The sequence below is a fragment of the Thermogemmatispora sp. genome (assembly GCF_042408735.1).
Lineage (GTDB): Bacteria > Chloroflexota > Ktedonobacteria > Ktedonobacterales > Ktedonobacteraceae > Thermogemmatispora.
Genome location: NZ_JBHOQV010000093.1, coordinates 1 through 17,297, shown reverse-complemented (window position 1 = coordinate 17,297; position 17,297 = coordinate 1). Strand labels below are relative to the sequence as shown.

At 61.9% G+C, this 17,297-nt stretch carries 12 protein-coding genes; all 12 read right to left on the bottom strand.

The genetic code is table 11. From position 1 onward, the window contains the following. Nucleotides 1-75: 75 nt before the first annotated feature. Nucleotides 76-1,302, bottom strand: a complete 1,227-nt coding sequence (locus ACFMO7_RS07310; protein WP_376794866.1) for a sugar ABC transporter permease — start codon at nucleotides 1,300-1,302, stop codon at nucleotides 76-78. Further along, entirely contained in the window at nucleotides 1,299-2,138 is an 840-nt protein-coding gene (locus ACFMO7_RS07305) for an ATP-binding cassette domain-containing protein (RefSeq protein WP_376794865.1), read from the bottom strand. The genes ACFMO7_RS07310 and ACFMO7_RS07305 overlap by 4 nt, the downstream gene beginning before the upstream one ends. Nucleotides 2,139-2,387: 249 nt before the next feature. Then, nucleotides 2,388-3,503 (bottom strand): sugar ABC transporter substrate-binding protein, encoded by a 1,116-nt coding sequence (locus ACFMO7_RS07300; protein ID WP_376794864.1) that lies wholly within the window; start codon nucleotides 3,501-3,503, stop codon nucleotides 2,388-2,390. 360 nt (nucleotides 3,504-3,863) lie between these two features. Continuing rightward, the gene (locus ACFMO7_RS07295) at nucleotides 3,864-5,261 is read right to left on the bottom strand and encodes a PTS sugar transporter subunit IIC (RefSeq protein WP_376794863.1); all 1,398 of its coding nucleotides are present in this window, start codon (nucleotides 5,259-5,261) and stop codon (nucleotides 3,864-3,866) included. Further along, complete coding sequence (locus tag ACFMO7_RS07290; protein WP_376794862.1) at nucleotides 5,258-5,590, bottom strand: PTS sugar transporter subunit IIB; 333 nt, start codon at nucleotides 5,588-5,590, stop codon at nucleotides 5,258-5,260. The genes ACFMO7_RS07295 and ACFMO7_RS07290 overlap by 4 nt, the downstream gene beginning before the upstream one ends. 494 nt (nucleotides 5,591-6,084) lie before the next feature. After that, nucleotides 6,085-9,174, bottom strand: coding sequence for a sigma 54-interacting transcriptional regulator (locus ACFMO7_RS07285; protein ID WP_376794861.1), 3,090 nt, complete (start codon nucleotides 9,172-9,174; stop codon nucleotides 6,085-6,087). Between the two features lie 918 nt (nucleotides 9,175-10,092). Next, nucleotides 10,093-11,973, bottom strand: a complete 1,881-nt coding sequence (htpG, locus tag ACFMO7_RS07280) for a molecular chaperone HtpG (RefSeq protein ID WP_376794860.1) — start codon at nucleotides 11,971-11,973, stop codon at nucleotides 10,093-10,095. A gap of 418 nt (nucleotides 11,974-12,391) precedes the next feature. Beyond that, nucleotides 12,392-13,141, bottom strand: coding sequence for a hypothetical protein (locus tag ACFMO7_RS07275; protein ID WP_376794859.1), 750 nt, complete (start codon nucleotides 13,139-13,141; stop codon nucleotides 12,392-12,394). A gap of 90 nt (nucleotides 13,142-13,231) precedes the next feature. Beyond that, entirely contained in the window at nucleotides 13,232-14,413 is a 1,182-nt protein-coding gene (locus ACFMO7_RS07270) for a hypothetical protein (RefSeq protein ID WP_376794858.1), read from the bottom strand. A gap of 46 nt (nucleotides 14,414-14,459) precedes the next feature. Next, on the bottom strand, nucleotides 14,460-15,995 hold the full coding sequence (locus ACFMO7_RS07265) for a hypothetical protein (RefSeq protein WP_376794857.1): 1,536 nt from the start codon (nucleotides 15,993-15,995) through the stop codon (nucleotides 14,460-14,462). Nucleotides 15,996-16,025: 30 nt separating this feature from the next. Beyond that, on the bottom strand, nucleotides 16,026-16,334 hold the full coding sequence (locus tag ACFMO7_RS07260) for a hypothetical protein (RefSeq protein WP_376794856.1): 309 nt from the start codon (nucleotides 16,332-16,334) through the stop codon (nucleotides 16,026-16,028). A gap of 635 nt (nucleotides 16,335-16,969) precedes the next feature. After that, nucleotides 16,970-17,297, bottom strand: a 328-nt coding sequence (locus ACFMO7_RS07255) for a hypothetical protein (protein ID WP_376794855.1), incomplete at its 5' end; no start/stop codon positions are given.

The window sequence follows — 17,297 nt, the reverse complement described above, 5'->3', positions numbered from 1 at the left end:
CCCTGACTGTGAACCTCTGGGCTGAGCCTTCATCAGAGGGGGCTGCCAGCGCGAGCGACAGGTAGCCGGCCAGACCTAGCGTCCGCGGCGGGCCTGAGCCCGGCGGATCAGCGCGTCGGCTGCCACAGCGATCACCAACACAATGCCCTCCACCATCTCCTTCACATCGGTGCCCTGGCTCTTCAAATCGAGGCCATTCTCCAGGCTGCCGATGATCAAAGCCCCAAGGATGAGAGACCAGACCGAGCCTTTGCCGCCGAAGAGGCTCACGCCACCGATCACCGCCGCCGCGATCGAATCCAGCAGCAGCGTCGGGTCAATCTGGCTGGCCACGGCCAGGCCACGCGAAGCCGCCAGCACGCCGCCGATAGCCGCCAGCGTCGAACACATCGTAAAGACCGCCACCCGAATCAGCGGCACATTGATACCTGCGCGGCGCGCCGCCTCGGCGTTCCCGCCGACGGCGTAGACATAGCGACCAAAGGGCGTTTTCGTCAGCAGAAGCCAGCAGAGCAGGATCAGGCTGGTCAAGAAAACCACCGATTGGGGGACGCCCAGGTAGGACTCGAAGAGGACGACCGCCCCCTCGACAATCACCGCCACGATAGCGATCTGCAGTAAGAGCCGCGACAACGGCTGCGTGCGCAAGCCGGCGCGCTGGCGACGCACATAATTGAAGACCACGAAAGCAATATAGAGCACCAGTGCCAGCGTTGGCAGGCCGACGCCAAGCACGTCCGGCAAGTAGTTATTGGCCAGCGAAACGATGAACGGGTCGTGAATAATCAGCGTGCTCTGTCCAGCCAGCAAGTAGAGCAGCAAGCCAGAGTAGCCGATAGAGGCTGCCAGAGTCACGATAAAGGAAGGAATGCGGATAAAGGCCACCAGCAAGCCATTGATCAGGCCAGTCAAAGCCCCTGTGACAAGAGCGGCCAGAATGGCCAGGCCGGCTGAGACGCCGTGGCGCTCGACCAGCACCCCCATCACCACCGCGCACAGCGTGCTGACCGCTGCCACCGACAGATCGATCTCGCCCAGCAGCAGCACCAGGGTACTGCCCAGAGCCAGGACGCCGATCTGAGTAATCTGGAGGACCAGATTCGAGAGATTGCGCGGCGTCAAAAAGAGGCCGCCGGTTGTCAGCGCAAAGTAAGCGGCGATGACCAGCAGCGTTAGCAGCACGGGCACGAAGCCCAGATCGGTGCGCAGGAGCTGGCCGACAGTAGGGCGCGGCAGCCTGGAGGGCACCTCAACGCTGGTTGCTGGAGCCGATTGCTGTTTCTGCTTCACAGCTTCGCTCATGACTGTGAACCTCCTCCATTCGAGCCATTCGCGTCCACCTCAGCACCAAACTCCGCGCCGGTGATAGCGGCTACGACGCGCTCGGGGGTTGCCGACTTCACATCGAAGGTAGCCACGCGTCGGCCCAGGCGCAGGACAATCACGCGGTCCACCACCTCGAAGACATCGGCCAGGTTATGCGAAATCACCACCACGGCCAGGCCCTGCTCGCGCAGGCGCTTAATCAGATTGAGCACCTGGCGCGTCTGGGCCACACCCAGAGCTGCCGTCGGCTCATCCAGGAGCACCACGCGCGCCTGACGCAGGATGGTCTTGGCGACCGCGATCGACTGGCGCTGGCCGCCGGAGAGGAGCGAGACCGGCACGCGCACCGAAGGAATCTTGACATCGAGGACGCTCAGCACGCGCAGGGCCTGGCGCTCCATCTCAACCTCCGAGAGGACGGGCCAGAGATCCAGCTCCTCGTGTCCAAGGAAAAGATTGGCGACCACGTCGAGATTATCGCAGAGGGCCAGGTCCTGATAGACCGTCTCGATGCCCAGGCGGGTCGCCACGCTGGGGCCAGTGATCTTGACCGGCGCCCCCTCCAGGAAGATCTCGCCGCTGTCGGCCTGTTCGACGCCCGAGATAATCTTGACCAACGTCGATTTGCCGGCGCCATTGTCGCCCACCAGGCCGACAACCTCGCCGGCGTAGACCTCGAAGTCGACATTCGAGAGGGCCTGCACGGCCCCGAAGGCTTTACTGATACCGGTCAGGCGCAGACGTGGCTCGGCCACGCCCGTCTGGCCGGGCGCCGCAGAAACTGTCGGCGTGCTGATAGAACTATCTGCCATGTGGCCTCCACAATGAGTGAACTAGTCACACACGCGGCTCATCGGCGAGCACCGAGGAGGCAAAGGGACCGGATGGCCCGCGTGGCCAACTGCCGGGCGGGGTAGACACCCCTGCTCGCCGATGAGCTGGTGATCATGCCCGTTTCGCCTGCCGGTGATTCAGATCTGTCTCCGTCTGTACTGCTATTATATAGCAGGACGCTGGCAGCCGGAACCAGCGGCAGGCAGGCAACCAGGGAAAGGGAAACGCTAGCAGATGCCGCCGGTGCCAGCCGGGAGGCCCTGACAGATCTGCTCTTTGGTGACGAAGCCGTCGGCCAGAACCGTTGAAGCGATGTTGGACTTATCGACGGCAACCGGGGTCTCCAGAACCGACGGAATGTTGCCGCCGTCCTTGGTCTTGGTCTGGCCGTTGACCAGAGAAGAGGTATCCTGGCCCTTGCTGATCGCCGCCACAAGCTGAGCGGTGGCGTTGGCCTCCTTGGTGATGGCCTTGTAGACCGTCATGGCCTGCTCGCCGGTCAGAATGTTCTGGATGCCGGCGACGGTCGCATCCTGGCCAGTGACCAGGACCTTCTTGTCGAGATGCTGGGCCTTGAGGGCGGCGATGACCGAGTTGGCCATACCGTCGTTAGCCACATAGGCGATCTGGATGTTGTTCTGGTTGGCCGTCAGGGCCTGATCCATCTCGGTGCGTGCCGTATCGTTGTCCCAGCCAGGCGTGTAGGTCTCATAGACCAGCTTCAACTCGCCACTCTGGAAGAGCGGATCAAGGGCCTGGTGCGCGCCCTGGCGGAAGAGGATGGCATTGTTGTCGGTCTGCGAGCCGTTGATCATCACCACGCGGTCGCCCTTATGATGATGCTGGACGATGTACTGGCCCTGCAGGTAGCCGACGCGCACGTTGTCAAAGGAGACGTAGTAAGAGAGATCCTTGGACTGGATCAGACGGTCGTAGGCGATGACCGGAACCCCCTGCTGCTTGGCCTTAAGCACGATGGCGGCTGCGGCATCGCTATCGACAGCACCTACCACCAGGATGCAGTCGCCGCGTGTCAGGTCGGCCTCGGCCTGATTGAGCTGCTCGTCCTTATTGCCCTCGGCGTTGTTGTAGTCAACGGTCGCCCCGGGGAGGGCAGCCTTGATGCCGTTAATCAGGGCCGGCTTATCCTTGGCATCCCAGCGCTCTGAGGTGGCGGTCTCCGGCAGCAGGATGCCGATCTTCATACATCCCTTGCCATTGTTGCCGCCGGCGGTCGTCGTATTGCTCCCGCCGCCGCCGCTGCCACAGGCGGCCAGCACGAAAGAGAGCAGCAGAGCGATTGCCACAGCTACCAATCGACCTTGCCGTGTAAATAACTGCATTGTTCGCACCCTATCCTTTCGTAGAGAACTCAATGCCATGAGATCTGTAGCATTCATTGCCCCGGTCGCGAGACAGGTCCGGCCCGGCGGAGTGCTTGCTGACCTGAGCGGCCTGCCTCTCTGCAAATGACTCCCCCCAACCCCCAAGGGGGTAGGTGGATGGAGCCGGCGTCGGCTGCTTCCACGGTCCTGCCTGCCGGACCACTCGAGGGCGGCGGCGAACCGTGGGCATGAGCACATTGGTGATGCTCATGCGTTTGTCCGTTTGTGTGCTCATACGTCTCCAGCGAGAGCGCAGGAGAGAGACAACCGACCTCCTTTCATCTCGCCACGCTGGGAAGCGCGCTGCTGCCGCTGGCGTTAGCGGCTCAGCGCGCTGCGCCGGGCTCCGCTGGCCGCGGTGGCGGCGGGCGCAGCGGCGCGCTCGCTCTCGCTGCGAGCAGCCGCCTCCTCGCGGGCGATCAAGATGCGTTCCCAGGCTTTAAAGAATGGATAGTAGAGTACAGCGGAAACAGCGAGGTCGAAGAACTGCAGGAGGCTGCCGCGAATGTCGCCTCCGGTAGCCACGAACCCGCTGATCCCGACGGGAACGGTGAAGGGCTGCATCACCATCGGCACATGGACCAGGCCGAAAGAGAAGGCCAGGTAATTGATGGTGACGATGGTGACGGGAACCAGCACGAAGGGGATCATCATCAGCGGGTTGAGCGCCATTGGAACCCCGAACGTGACCGGCTCGTTGATATTGAAAATCGCCGGACCCAGGGCCACCTTGCCAACGGTGCGCAACTGGGCCGAGCGCGAGCGTAGCATGTAGATCACCAGCGGCCAGGTGGCGCCTGAGCCGCCCAGGTGAGCGAAAATATGGAAGAACGGCTCGGTAACGATGCCGTGGGCGTGGGCCGGACCGGCGGCGGCATTGGCGGCCAGCGTGCTGAACCAGAACGGGGCCGCGATGGCCGTCACGATGTTCATGCCGTGGATACCCACCGACCAGAGCAGCATCATCAGGATGATCTCCAGTAGAGCTGCCGGATAGCTGTCCTGCACCACCACCAGCGGCTCAAAGACCTTCATCAGCAGGATCGGCAGCGTTAACTGCAGCGTCGCGCGATGCCCGCTGCTATCGGTGGTCGTCACCGTATGCGAGCTGACGAACCATTCGAGCAGCCAGATGGCCGTGATCAAAAGCACGGCGGGCACCAGGGCCTCGAAGGCGCGCTTGACGTTGGCGGGCACGCTCTTCGGCAGGCGAATGGTGAAGCGGGAGCTGCGGAACCAGCGCATGACCTCGCTGGTGAGGATGCCGATCAGGATGGCGATGAGCAGACCCTGACCGCCGAGGTAGGGCAGAATGGTGCCCAGCGTCAGGCTGTTGAGGTTGGTCACAGGGATGCTGGCCACCAGGAAGAGCACCATCGCCAGCACGCCCGGCTGAACCGGCTCGGTGCGCCGATACTGGGCGACGCTGTAGGCGACGCCGAAGGCCAGGAAGAGGGCCATTAGCCCAAAGGAAAGGTTGAAGGGCACCAAAATGGCGTTCTGAATGCCAGGATGGGCCTGCAGAAATTGGGCAAAGGCCGGAATGGGTGGATTGGCGATGATCAGAAAGATGCTGCCCGCAATGATGAGCGGGAGCGTGAAGATAATGAAGGCGTCGCGAATCGCCTGCAGGTAGATGTTGCTGGCTAGCGCGCTCAGCGGCGGTACCAGATAGCGCTCGAACCAGGCGCTGCTCTTCTCGATCATCGCGTTCATGGCTGTGCCTGACCTTCCTGCATCTCTTGCAGGAGCAAGAGCACTTGCTCCAGCACGGCCTCGCCGTTCATCGTCGCATAGTGAAATGGCTCGATCAATGCCACAGGCTTGCCGGCTTCCTGCGCCAGCTTCTCGATGCTCTTGCGCAGATGGCGAATCTGCGGAGCGATGAGCACTACGTCGCACTCGTCTAGCCGGTCCATGTATTCCCCGGCGCTCAAAGCCTCAACGCTGAGTGTGTAGTTACGTGCCGCTGCCGCTTCGAGCATGCTTTCCACCAGCAGGCTGGTGGACATGCCCCAGCTGCAGACAATCAGGACTCGGATCATGCTCGCTCCTTCCCGCCGCACGCTGGTAGCCGGTTCTCTCCTTCCAGCTCCCTCTCTTCAAGCAGGCTGGTCGGGCGGCCAACCCGGAGACCTACCACCGCGCTGCGGGGTCACTCTTCTCTACTTGCAAGAACTATGCCAGAAATCTGTGTAGCACAGATAGCACACTCGTGGGGCGGCTCGCCTGCCTGCTGGCTGGAGGCGGTGGGTGGGCTGACGGGAGGCTGGCGCTGCCTCACATTGGGCCACCCTGGCCTGCATCGCTGCTTGCTGGCGGAGAACCCGGCTGCTCCGCCTGCCTGGTCCACCGGCCACGGGCACGCCCCTGGCTCCCTTCTCTCGCTTGCTTAACTAAGGACGCCTGGCACTCTACTCCCTTTTGCCCTTATTATACGTAGCTCCAGGGGAGATGGCGCAGGCCCGCCCTGCACACTGGCCGCCCGGCAGGTTCGCCCTCCTGCCAGGCTGACTGGGTGAGGGGATGAAGGCAGAAGTCAGGAGCGAGCGGCGAAAATATCGAGCTGGCGCAGGATACAGACAATGTTGTAGGCTTCTTCGTCGGGGAGGAAGCGCCCTACCTGCTCGCCGAGCAACTGTAGAGCATGACGGCAGATCGAGAGGTCGCGCGCAAATTGCTGTTCGACCAGGCGGCGTACTGACTCGCTGACCAGCATCCCTTTATAGGGAATGCCTCGCTCCAGAATGCAGGCCAGGTGAAGCATCAGCCCGGCCAGGACCTCCATCGGAAAATTCTCTCCGACCTCGACTTCGATCAGCTCGATCATGCGGTCGAGCAGCGGCATGACGCGCGCAGGATTGAGGAAAACCATGCGCTGGCTGAGCGTCTCTGTGAGCTGGCGCACGAGGTCGGCGCGGCGCGAGAAAAGCTGAACCTGGCCGGGAGAAGCCCCATGGCCGTCGCCGTTACCAGCAGGCGTCTCTGGGGGGACCTGGTCCGCTCCCATCGCTCTGACCAGGGGCAGAGTCAGCGGCGTCGTGAAGGCTGGCCCCTGCTCGCGTCCGGCCTGCAACAGGGCTGGATCGATAAGCGTCTCGCCCAGCAGGGTGCGCAGGCGGGCCAGGCCGTCGCCGAAGAGCAGATCGGTCAGCGGGATAAAGGGATAGTCGTCCAGATGGGGATTAATGGTGCCCACAACGGCGATCACCTGGCGGTTACCAACAAGCTGCTGGATGTCCTCGCGTGTCTTGTAGGACAGGGTAATGTCCATGCACAGGATATCGATGCCCTGCTCGTGCAAGCCGGGCAGCGCTTCGCTGATCAGCTCAGCAATCTTGCCGGCGCTGCCGAGGCCGGTGAGGCAGACCGAGAGGATCACGCGCCCAGCCCTGCGGCTGGAGCTGGCCAGGCTGGCGGTGGCTAGCGGCTCGGTGTGGCGCTCGCGACTCCCGCTGCGGCTGCTGATGGCGCGCGTCAGGGTCAGGCTCTCGGCCAGTTGGTCGAGGCTCAGGTCGCGCGAGCGCTGGGCGCGGCGTACCGCCTCGATGACTAACGGCGCGCTGACGTCTGAGACCGTGCGCACGCGAACGCCGGTCTGCTGCTCAACCAGCTCGCTCAGCGAGAGCAGAGAGACAAAGTCGACGAGCAGTAGAACGCCGGCTCCCTGATCGGCGACACGCACCCAGCTCGCTACCTGAGCCACCAGCTCGTCGGGAGACTGCTCTAGCGACAGCTCAACCCAGCGCACGGTCCTGACACCGACCAGGGTATTGGCCAGCTCGGCCAGCCCTGCCGCGATGCCGCGCCCGTGGGCGGCAACCACGATGCCGACGCCCGGCTGCTCGCTGCTGAGGAGGCTGTCGGCATGGGCGAGGAGCACGGCCAGGACATCGACCTCGCTGTCGGGCAGAGGAGCCTGGAGCGAATGGCGTAGCTGGCTCAGGGCGGCGCGCGCTACCTCATATTCGCGCGGATAGGTATCGGCGACGGATTCGATGACCGAGGCGGGCACCTGGTGACCACGGGCCAGGTGCTCCAGAGTGCTGGTGACGTGCATGGCCAGGACAAGGGCCAGCTTCTCGGGCAGGTCGCGCTCCAGTCGTTGGGCGGCGTAGTCGACGACGGCGCGGCAGGCGGCGGCCACCTGCTCGTCGACCAGATGGGGAGCCGCCTCCTGGCGGGCGCGCGTTACTTCGTCAGCAAAGCGCTGGAAGTAGTGCTGGATCTCGAGCTGCAGCAGGCGGTTGACCTCACTGTCGGTCAGGCCGCTGCGGCGCAGGGCGCGCACCTCCTGGCTGATGGTCTCGTAGAGGTCGCGCGCCGAGTGCGGCAGCACGTCGAGGCTGAGGCCGGTCGGAGTGAAGATGTGGGTGACCTTGAGGACATCGAGCAGCGGCTCTAGCGAGCGCTGCAGCTCGGCGGTGCGCAGCAGGCCGCGGCGCACATGGTCGGGCAGGATGCTGACGTCGACGTGCAGCTCGCTCAGGTTGTGGGTGCGATAGTCGAGGTAGGCGCGAGCGCACAGGAGCTGGATGTCGGTGCGTAGCTGGCCGATGTTGCCGGGGCATTCATAGAGCAGCAGGGCCTGGATGACCTGGGGTTCAACGTGGATGTTGGCTCCGATGCTGCTGCATTCCGTGGTGAAGAAGGCACGGATGAGGGCGTAGCGCTCCTGCATGGTGCGCTCGGCCAGACCAGGCAGGGTGATGAGCATGGGGATGCGCCGACGGAAGGTGGGCAGCAGGGTGACGTTGGGGTCTTCGGTGGTGGCGGCGATGAGCAGAATGCTGGCCTGCCGCTCTTCGACGTCTCCCAGGCGACGGAAGCGCTCGCGGTCCATCAGGTAGAAGAGCATCTCCTGCCCCTCGGGCGGAAGGCGATGGACCTCGTCAAGAAAGAGAATGCCGCCGTTCGCCTGCTCGACGAGGCCAGGACGGTCGCGCTCGGCTCCGGTGTAGGCGCCGCGCACCACACCAAAGAGGTGGGCCATCAGCAGTTGGGGATTGCCGGCGTAGTCGGCGCAGTTGAAGGAGACAAAGGGGGCGTTGGGAGGCAAGGCCCCGAATTCAATGGCAAAGGCGTGCATCAGGCGGGCAAAGGTGGTCTTGCCCACGCCGCTGGGACCGCAGATGAGCGTGTGCAGCCCATGCGGTGGGTAGAGCATGGCCGCCTTGGCCTGCTGGATGGCAACTTTCAGCCCTTCGTCGCTGCCGACCAGCGTCTCAAAACTGGTGACAACGGCTCCGCTCTGCATGGAGGCCACCACTACCGGCAGCTTGTTGGGTGCCTCGGGCCTGAGCAGCTTCGGCAGGTCCGGCTGACGAGGGACGGCCTCTACCTGCTGCGACTCCCGTGCCGGCTGTGGCCCGACCGACGACGATGACGGTCGCGGGGAGAGGCTCCTGACGGCAAATAGGACGGGGCGGCCCGGAATGCGTTCGACCTTCCCCTCCTGGGCTAACTGGTTGAGGTCACGGCTGGCGTTGGTGCGATCGATAGCGGCGCGTTCCGCGACTTCTTCGGCGCTGAACCCTCGCTTGCGCCTGAGCGCCGTGCCTTCGGGGGCGGCAGCGGCCTCCGCACACATGGCGCGCAAGATTTCAAAGACGCGATCTTTGCGCAGCAAGCGATGTCTTCCTTTTGTTGACCAGCTCAGCGGTTTTCTGGCTCCGTTCAGTGTTCAGTTTAACATCACTTGTCCGTAAATACAACCGGGCGGTGTAACGGTTCCGGTACTGCCGATGCTGGCCTCTCTGACCTGCAGTGAGAAGAGGGGGTGAGGCTCAGCGGATGGCCAGGCCAGGATAGGCGGTCCGTATCTTCCTGCCTGCGTGCGTAGGGAGCGCCGAAGAGAGTGGGGCGGAGGCGCTGCGCTGATGGGGCTTTATTGCAGGCGCTTAACGTTGGGAACATGGCGTGCTGACGATACCGGCCCTGAGAGGGCGGCGCCAGGCGCCTGGCCTGCGTCAGATTGTCCCCTCTGTTCCAGGCGCTGCGATAGTGCGAGTGCGATCCTGCGCGGCGAGCAAGAGCGAGCATGAGTTGCTCGGGGCATTGAGGGGCGCTGTCGGCAGAAGGGGGGGGTCTCCTGCCGGGTCGCGCTGCCCGGGGCCGCCGAGAGGGCGGGGACCATGAAGACCAGCTTCCAGGCGCTCCAGGCCAGGCAGGAGCCGGAAGGCCGGGCATGGGGGACCTTTTCCGATGAGGAAGGCCCTCGTCGGGCCGGAGCGGAGGTGGGTGCTCCTGCGGCTGGCCGGTAGAGCGCAGAAGGTGCCTGTGAGTCTGAAGGGGCGTGAGCTGTACGTCGATGATGCCAACGGGACTGAACCCCCACGGCTGGCTTCGGCTCTGCTGGAGCGAGCTGGAGGCGCTGCTGCACCAGCTCGGGCTTGGGTGGCCGTGCTGCGACGCCAGAACTGTGGGGGAGGTGCAGGGAGAGGGGGCAAGAAGGAGTCGTGAGGCCAGGCCGCGGGGCGCCCACCATGCGGGCCGGGGCTGGGAGATGGTGGGCGCCGGGGCGCTGGGGCGGATGGGCAAGGTGGCCTCATTCTGCGCCGAGGCGCGTAAGCAGGTTGTTGAGGCGATTGACGAAGCTGATCGGGTTCTCTAGCTGGTCGCCGCTGCTAAGGACGGCCTGGTCGAAGAGCACCCAGGCCCAGTCGGCGAAGCGCTCCTCGTCCTGCTCGTGGCGCAGGCGTGTGATGATCGGGTGCTGCGGATTGATCTCCATGATCGGCTTATCGGCGGGTACGGCCTGGCCAGCGGCCTGTAGCAGGCGCTTCAAGTTCGGGTCGATGCCGCCCTCATCGACCACCAGGCAAGCGGGCGAGGTGGTCAGACGCGTGGTGGTGCGCACGTCCTTGACCCTGTCGCTGAGCACCTTCTTGAAGCGCTCCAGCAGGTCGCGCGCCTCATCGGCGCTCTTTTGGCGCTCCTCCTGCTCCTGTTTGTCCTCTAGCTTGCTCAGGTCGACCTCGCCGCGGGCGATCGACTGGAAGGGCAGGCCACTGTACTCCTGCAGTTCGTGCTGCACGAAGTGGTCGATGGGATCGGTCCAGATCAGCACTTCGACGCCCTTTTGCTTAAAGATCTCCAGCAATGGGCTGTCTTTGGCGGCCTCGTAGCTTTCGGCGAGCAGGTAGTAGATCTTGTCCTGGCCCTCCTTCTTGCGCGAGATGTAGGTCTCCAGCGAGACGCTCTGCTCCGGGCCGCTGGTGGTTGACGAGAAGCGCAGCAGGCGGGCGATGAGGTCGCGGTTGGCCTTGTCTTCGACCAGGCCCTCCTTGAGGACGCGCCCGAACTCGCGCCAGAAGATAGCGTATTTGCCCGGCTCCTTCTCGGCCATGTCGCTGAGCAGGCCAAGGATCTTTTTGGTGGCCGTAGCGCGCATGGTGTCGATCAGGCGGTTCTGCTGCAGCATCTCGCGCGAGACGTTGAGCGGCAGGTCATCCGAGTCGATGATGCCGCGTACGAAGCGCAGGTAGCGCGGCAGGAGCTTGTTTTCGATATCGTCCATAATGTAGACACGGCGCACGTAGAGCTTGACGCCGTGGTGACGCTCGCGCAGCCACAGATCGAAAGGCGCCTGCGAGGGGATGAAGAGCAGGAGCGTATACTCGTGGGTGCCTTCCATGTGGCTGTGGACCCAGGCCAGTGGATCGGCGAAGTCGTGCGAGATGTATTTGTAGAAGTCCTTATACTCCTGCTCGCTGATCTCGCTCTTGGGGCGAGCCCACAGGGCCGAGGCTTTGTTGACAACCTCCTCCTCGTCTTTCCCTTCGACCTTCATGACGATCGGCAACTGGATATGGTCCGAGTATTTACGGATGATCGAGCGCAGTCGGTAGCCGTTGAGAAGTTCATCTTCGCCTTCGCGCAGATGCAAGATGACCTCAGTGCCACGGGTCGGCTTCTCGATGGTCTCGATGGTGTAGGATCCCTGGCCGTCCGATTCCCAGCGCACGCCCTGGTCGGCGGGCAGGCCGGCGCGCCGCGTCAGCAGGGTGACGCGATCGGCTACGACGAAGGAGGAGTAGAAGCCAACGCCGAACTGGCCGATGAGCATGGCATCTTTGCGCTGGTCGCCGGTCAGCGACTGGAAGAATTCGCGCGTGCCCGATTTGGCGATGGTGCCGATATTCTGCACGACCTCTTCGCGCGACATACCGATGCCGTTGTCGCTGACGGTAATGGTCCGGGCGTCACGGTCGTACGAAACGCGGATCTTGAAGTCGGCATCGCGCTCGTAGAGGTCAGGATTGGAAAGCGCGTCAAAACGCAGGCGGTCAATGGCATCTGATGCGTTTGAGATCAGCTCGCGTAGAAAAATCTCTTTATTGCTATAGAGCGAATGGATCATTATGTCAAGCAATTGCTTGACTTCCGCCTGAAAGCCCAGCGTTTCCTTATGGGTTTCAACTGGCATGGCACACCTCCATGTTAGCTACGCAGATCCCCGGGATGCTTGCTCTCTCGCGTCGTCTTGTGCGTGGCCTGGTTCGCTCGCTCTGCGGTGGTACACCTCCCCACGGTACATATGATGCCATAGGCTGTGTTAGAAGAGTGTGGGAGGAACGTTAGAATTTCGTTAGTGCCTGGGGTGAGGGGACTGAGGCTGCTCTCCGCCTCGCCTGCTTGCTCGCAGGACAAGGCGCCCCTCAAGGCAAGCCTGCAGGAGATCGCTGCAGTGGCGCTGTTAGAGGTGAAAGTGGGCCAAGGCGCCTGATCGCTGCGACTGGTCGACCCGGCCACGAGACGAGTCGGATTGGCTGGCCAGCTCTCACTGGCCGGCTCCTTGCTTTAGCTGAAGGCTTTCCGTCTGACCAGGGGAGAGCGATGGCGGCTCAGGCGCGGGCCGGGCCGGCTTTGAGTAGCCCAACGAACTGGCGCAGGCCCGCGCGACTGAAGCCGTGGGTTCCCCGGCCCCAACAAGAATCTGCCAGCTTAAAGGAGGGATCGTGCAGATCTGTCTCATAGACACGGGTGAAGCGCAAGCTAAAGTCGCCATAGCCATGGCGGTAGCTCGTCTTCCCAGGGCCGTAGGAAGGCAGCTGGACGATGCGCACCCCTTCGGGGAGGGTCTCGAGGGGACGGACAGACTCTTCTGGTTCATAGCGATACCAGATAGGGGGTGATGGCTGTCCGTTTTGGTCTTTGGGGAAGAAGAGGGGATCAAGCCGCCAGGCTTTGAGATCCTCAGAGCTGAGAGGATGGAACAGGGGGGCGGAAGGAAGTGAAGCGACGGATTCCTGCAGAAGACCTTCCAGGAAGTCTACAACGAGCATGAGGCGGTGAGGAGAAAGCGCGAGATAGCCAGCTCCTTCCTGTTCTGGAAGGAAGAGCGATGTGGGATCTGAGGGATCGTCGTCAAAGAGGTCCTCGTCAAGATGCAGGAGCCGAAGCTCGACGAAGAGCGGACTGGCGGGTCCCAGCAGACGGTAGCCGATTACATCAGCCGTCCAGTCCATTATATGCGCCAGATAAAGGGATGAGCTAAAAATCAGATAGCGCCAGCCCTGGGCCTGCGAGCGGTCTAATCTGAAGAAGGCAATATCATCGGAGGAAAGGGGATCAAGTTGTTCTTCCTGGTTCATGCTGTGACTATGCTCCTTTCTTGCCGGGACCGAGAAGTCGGCCCCGGCAGGTTACAGCCTGGCCACGCCGCGCTGCCCTGATTGATAATGCTACTGTGGACGGCCAAACTTCCAGCGCTCGCACTTGAGCGTTCTGAACACCCGGCGGAGGCCGGCCGCTCCCAGCTCGCTCGGATCAGCGGCCAGGACAGGTGTGTCGGTTATGCCGGCCTGCTTGAGCGCGGCGAGCAGCCGGTTGTCGAGTGTATACCATGCTCCATTGTCGAGATAGGCAGGGTCTCCGCGCAAGCCGCCGCGGGAAAGCGGACCCCAGGCATCCATCTCTGGAACCTTGCGAAAGACACGGATGGGCAACAGGTCATCAGGAGTAAGCCTCCCGCTGCGAAGCGCCGCTGTCAGATCAGCGCTTCCCAGCAGGCGAGGGCTGGCAAGCTCCCGACCATCTCCCGAGAAAGAGGCTGTGGCAGGCTCTGAGAGAGGGCTAAAAGCCGGTGGGCGGCTGGCCAGCCCCAGCCGCTCCAGGCGAGCGTGGAGCAGCTCGAGGAGTGCGCGCAAACCTGCCTGGCTGAAGCCGAGCGTGCCTCGTCCCTGGGAGGAGTCTTCTAGCTCGAAAGTGGGCTTGCCCAGGTCTTCAGGATAGACGCGCGTGAACACGAGATGATCGAGATCGCCAGTCGCATCGCTGGGAGACCACCAGGGTATGGCAACCAAACGCTGGCCCTCTGGAAGGCTTTCCCGAGAGCGGACCCCAGGCTCAGGGTCATAGCGGTACCAGTAGGGACGGGCGGTCAGAGGACCAGCGGAGGCAGGAATCTCGGGCTCATAAGCGAGGAGAGAAGCATGCAAGTGCCAGAAGCGCAGCTCATCGCGTCCAAGAGGAGAGAAGCTGGTCAGGTCGGCTTCACCCTGGGCTGTCGACCCGTCTGCGAGCAGTCGCTCCAAAAAGCCAGTCAGCAGAGCCAGGCGTGGGGGATTCAGCCGTAGATACCCATCGGCCTCTTGCTCAGCCTGGAAAGAGGAGGGATGGCTGCCACTGGTAGTAGAGAGTGACGCCGGGGAAGGGAGCCACTCAAGATCGATATGCAAGAGGCGCAACTCTATGAAAAGAGGGGAAGAGCCGTCAAAGGTGCGGTAACCGAGCACATCCCAGGCGTCGTAGAGCGGCGGGTCGAAGGTTAAGTAATGCCAGCCCTGAGCCTGCGAGCGCTGCAGGCCCAGCCAGGAGGCCAGTTCGATGGGGACAGGAACGAGATTTTCGGCGAGCACGAGCATAGTGTACCTCCCCATGCCTGTCAGGATAGGCTTCACTCCTCTTGTTTTATCTTAGATCGACGGATTGTCCTCTATTAGGAGTGGTGAACTTCCAACGCTGGTCGTGTATGTCTTTCAAGGCTTGATCACTGGTATCGAGATCGGGGACGAGCACAGTGATCTCCTCTACATTCGCCTCCTTGAAGGTATAGAGACGACGATTATCGAGAGTATACCACTGGCCATCTTCCAGGTTAGTTGGGTTGCCTGTGAAGGGACCGCGGCGGGGATGAGGACCCCGGAGAGGACCCCAGTTATTCATCTCTGGAGTCTTCTGGAAGACGTGGATGGGAGGTAAGTCGTCTGGATTCAAGGTTCCTTGGCGAATTGCCTGGATATTATCCATGACGGTATAGCCCGGGCCCCGACTCCTGATTGTGCTCTGTGTATAGCGAATCTGCTGCGGGTTCATCCGGGCGGACTTCCAGCCGGGGTTATCATCATTTCCGATGGGAAGGCCATTCCCCCTACCCGGAGGGCCATCGCCCTCAAGGTGAATTATACCATTAGCATCATCTTTGATCAGCTCTTCCTCAACCCTGGTGGCTTCCTTGCCCTCGGCTCCGCTGAAGAGCCTGTCGAGCAGGTGCTCGCTCTCCGGGCCTGCCTTGCCTAGTAGCTTCGAGAGGCCTTCTTGTAGACCTTTCTCGAGGAGGTCCTTCACCCCTGTCTCCAACAGGTCCTTCAGGAGAGTTTTCTCTGCCAGTTTGAAGACCCCCTTCATCGCCAGGGAGCCGATATCGGCACCGGGGATGAACATGGTGATATCCAGGACTGCCGTCAGGGCAATCATGCCGATGGCCATCGCTCGCTCCTGGGGTAAGGCATTGGGATCACAGAGAATGGCCACCGATCCCATGATGTCACTGATGCCAAAGACCTGGTCGATGATGCTATTGAGGAGCCGGTCGCCCTGGTTAAAGATGCGAAAAACCTCTTCCTGGGTCTGAGCGGCCCAGCGAGCCAGCACCGGCTCGACGGCTGCCAGAGCAGCCAGTGCGTCGCCAACCAGGTGGCCTAGCTCGGACGCCTCCTGCTGGACATCGGTGAGGGCAGCGCTGAAGTGGAGGTGGAAGATATCACTGAAGAATTGGCCTCCAGTCCGCTCTATCTCGTGAACGGTTCGGCGCAAATCCTCACAGACGGCGTGAATGGGTGACTCCCCTTCGCGGACGATCAGGTCCGGCGTGAGTCGATCCATGATGTGGTTTACCAGGGTGAGATAGGGGCCAATGAGGGAGTCGGTCAGGTGAGCAGCATCGCGCACGAGCTGTGCGCCTTGCTCGTGGAGATCGGCTAACTGCCTGATTGAGTCCGTAATGTTTTTTGTGTACTGGTGTTGCTTGACGACTGTTCCTCCGAACGCGACGGAGGCGCGATTGCCCAGAACACTTGTTAACGATTGGCTCTGTTGAAGAAGAAGGTCATTAGCCTCGGCGTGCTGGCTGGCAAGTGCGCGCCAGTGATGGGCCACTTCCTCTAGCGGGCGGGCCAGCTCTTCGGCGAAGAGCATGACCGGATTCTGAAACTCGATGCGACTCATCCTGCACTCCTTCCGCAGATCTGATCAGGGTTAGCCGGAGGTGGGGTGGTCTCCGAAGGTCTGGGCCATCTCTTGATCAAGCTGCTCGGCCGCCTTGGCAGCTAACTGCAGGAAGGTGCTCAGGCGATCGCGAATCTCCATTGAGCGGTCCAGAAAGGCTTGTATGCGCTTGATCTGCCAGAAGGCTTGATCGTAGAGCGGCTGGGGCAGCTGCTGGCTGACAGCATCGATCTGATCTAGCAGGCTGGGGGTCTGCCGCTTGAGAGCCTCTGTCTGCGAGGAGATATGCTGCGAGACCTGCTGCAGGCTCGCCGGGTCAAAGATGATCAGGTCGCTCATGGATGTGTCCTCTAGTTGTGCGCTGTCCGTATCTGGACAGGACAGACTGTGTGTTGCTCTTCTACCATTGCCATTGTCGCTTTGAGGTAGATCAATAAGTTCCTCCCTAGACGTTGCTGGTAATATTCTCATTGATCTATCTTCTGGTGAGTTTAGCATAGCAGATCGATAAATGAAATAGTTGCCAGGTGGGATGCTGTGGAGTGCTTTTCCTGACTTGTCTCTCCAACTTGCAGGATTGTCTCTGGCAGTGAGAACAAATGGCTACCCGCTCTGCTTGAATCTCCGTTGCTATATCTGATTACTCCTCTTCTCTCTGTCCAGGAGAGCGATTAAAGGTCTGCTCTTATGGTTGCATTTTGCCTTTCTGGCTTCCGGCCTTTTTTATGTGCTTCGTTGAGGGGTAAGATTGGCAACTAATCCGGTTAATGCTCAGGGGCATGGTGCGAGGCCCGGGTGGGCAGCTGTTTCGACTGAATCTCGCTCAGCTGCTGGAGGCTGTCCCATGGAAATGATCATTCTTCCTGTACAGCTTGAGTAGTTTAAGGGAGAACGCGGGCTGGTGGAGAGGGAGATCCAGGTCAGGGAGGGAGGCTCTCCACCAGCCTCTCCTCTCTTGCGAGGAGGCTTGATGATCAGGTAGGAGAAGCCTGCCAGGCCGCCAGGAATCGACCGACAGGCCAGAGATCGACAGAGAAGTCGGAGGAGGAGACGAGCAGGGAGCCGTCGGGAGACCAGGCACAGGGAGTGGCGAGAGGGAGCTGGAGGAGGAGCTGGCCGGTGAGGACGGAGCGGATCTCGAGGGATTGGGGTCCGCTGAAAGCGAGCAGGGAGCCGTCAGGAGACCAGACCAGGGAGTCGGAGAAGAAGGCGCGCCAGCAGTGCAGGAGGCGTTCGGAGGAAGGATCCCAGACGTGGATGAGGTAGGCGCCTACGCCGAGGGAGAGGTTTTCGGAGGAGGAG

What these genes read in the sequence shown, in the direction of transcription:
- ACFMO7_RS07310 (WP_376794866.1), bottom strand. Translation starts at nt 1,302, where the DNA reads ATGAGCGAAGCTGTGAAGCAGAAACAGCAATCGGCTCCAGCAACCAGC.
- ACFMO7_RS07305 (WP_376794865.1), bottom strand. Translation starts at nt 2,138, where the DNA reads ATGGCAGATAGTTCTATCAGCACGCCGACAGTTTCTGCGGCGCCCGGC.
- ACFMO7_RS07300 (WP_376794864.1), bottom strand. Translation starts at nt 3,503, where the DNA reads ATGCAGTTATTTACACGGCAAGGTCGATTGGTAGCTGTGGCAATCGCT.
- ACFMO7_RS07295 (WP_376794863.1), bottom strand. Translation starts at nt 5,261, where the DNA reads ATGAACGCGATGATCGAGAAGAGCAGCGCCTGGTTCGAGCGCTATCTG.
- ACFMO7_RS07290 (WP_376794862.1), bottom strand. Translation starts at nt 5,590, where the DNA reads ATGATCCGAGTCCTGATTGTCTGCAGCTGGGGCATGTCCACCAGCCTG.
- htpG (WP_376794860.1), bottom strand. Translation starts at nt 11,973, where the DNA reads ATGCCAGTTGAAACCCATAAGGAAACGCTGGGCTTTCAGGCGGAAGTC.
- ACFMO7_RS07275 (WP_376794859.1), bottom strand. Translation starts at nt 13,141, where the DNA reads ATGAACCAGGAAGAACAACTTGATCCCCTTTCCTCCGATGATATTGCC.
- ACFMO7_RS07270 (WP_376794858.1), bottom strand. Translation starts at nt 14,413, where the DNA reads ATGCTCGTGCTCGCCGAAAATCTCGTTCCTGTCCCCATCGAACTGGCC.
- ACFMO7_RS07265 (WP_376794857.1), bottom strand. Translation starts at nt 15,995, where the DNA reads ATGAGTCGCATCGAGTTTCAGAATCCGGTCATGCTCTTCGCCGAAGAG.
- ACFMO7_RS07260 (WP_376794856.1), bottom strand. Translation starts at nt 16,334, where the DNA reads ATGAGCGACCTGATCATCTTTGACCCGGCGAGCCTGCAGCAGGTCTCG.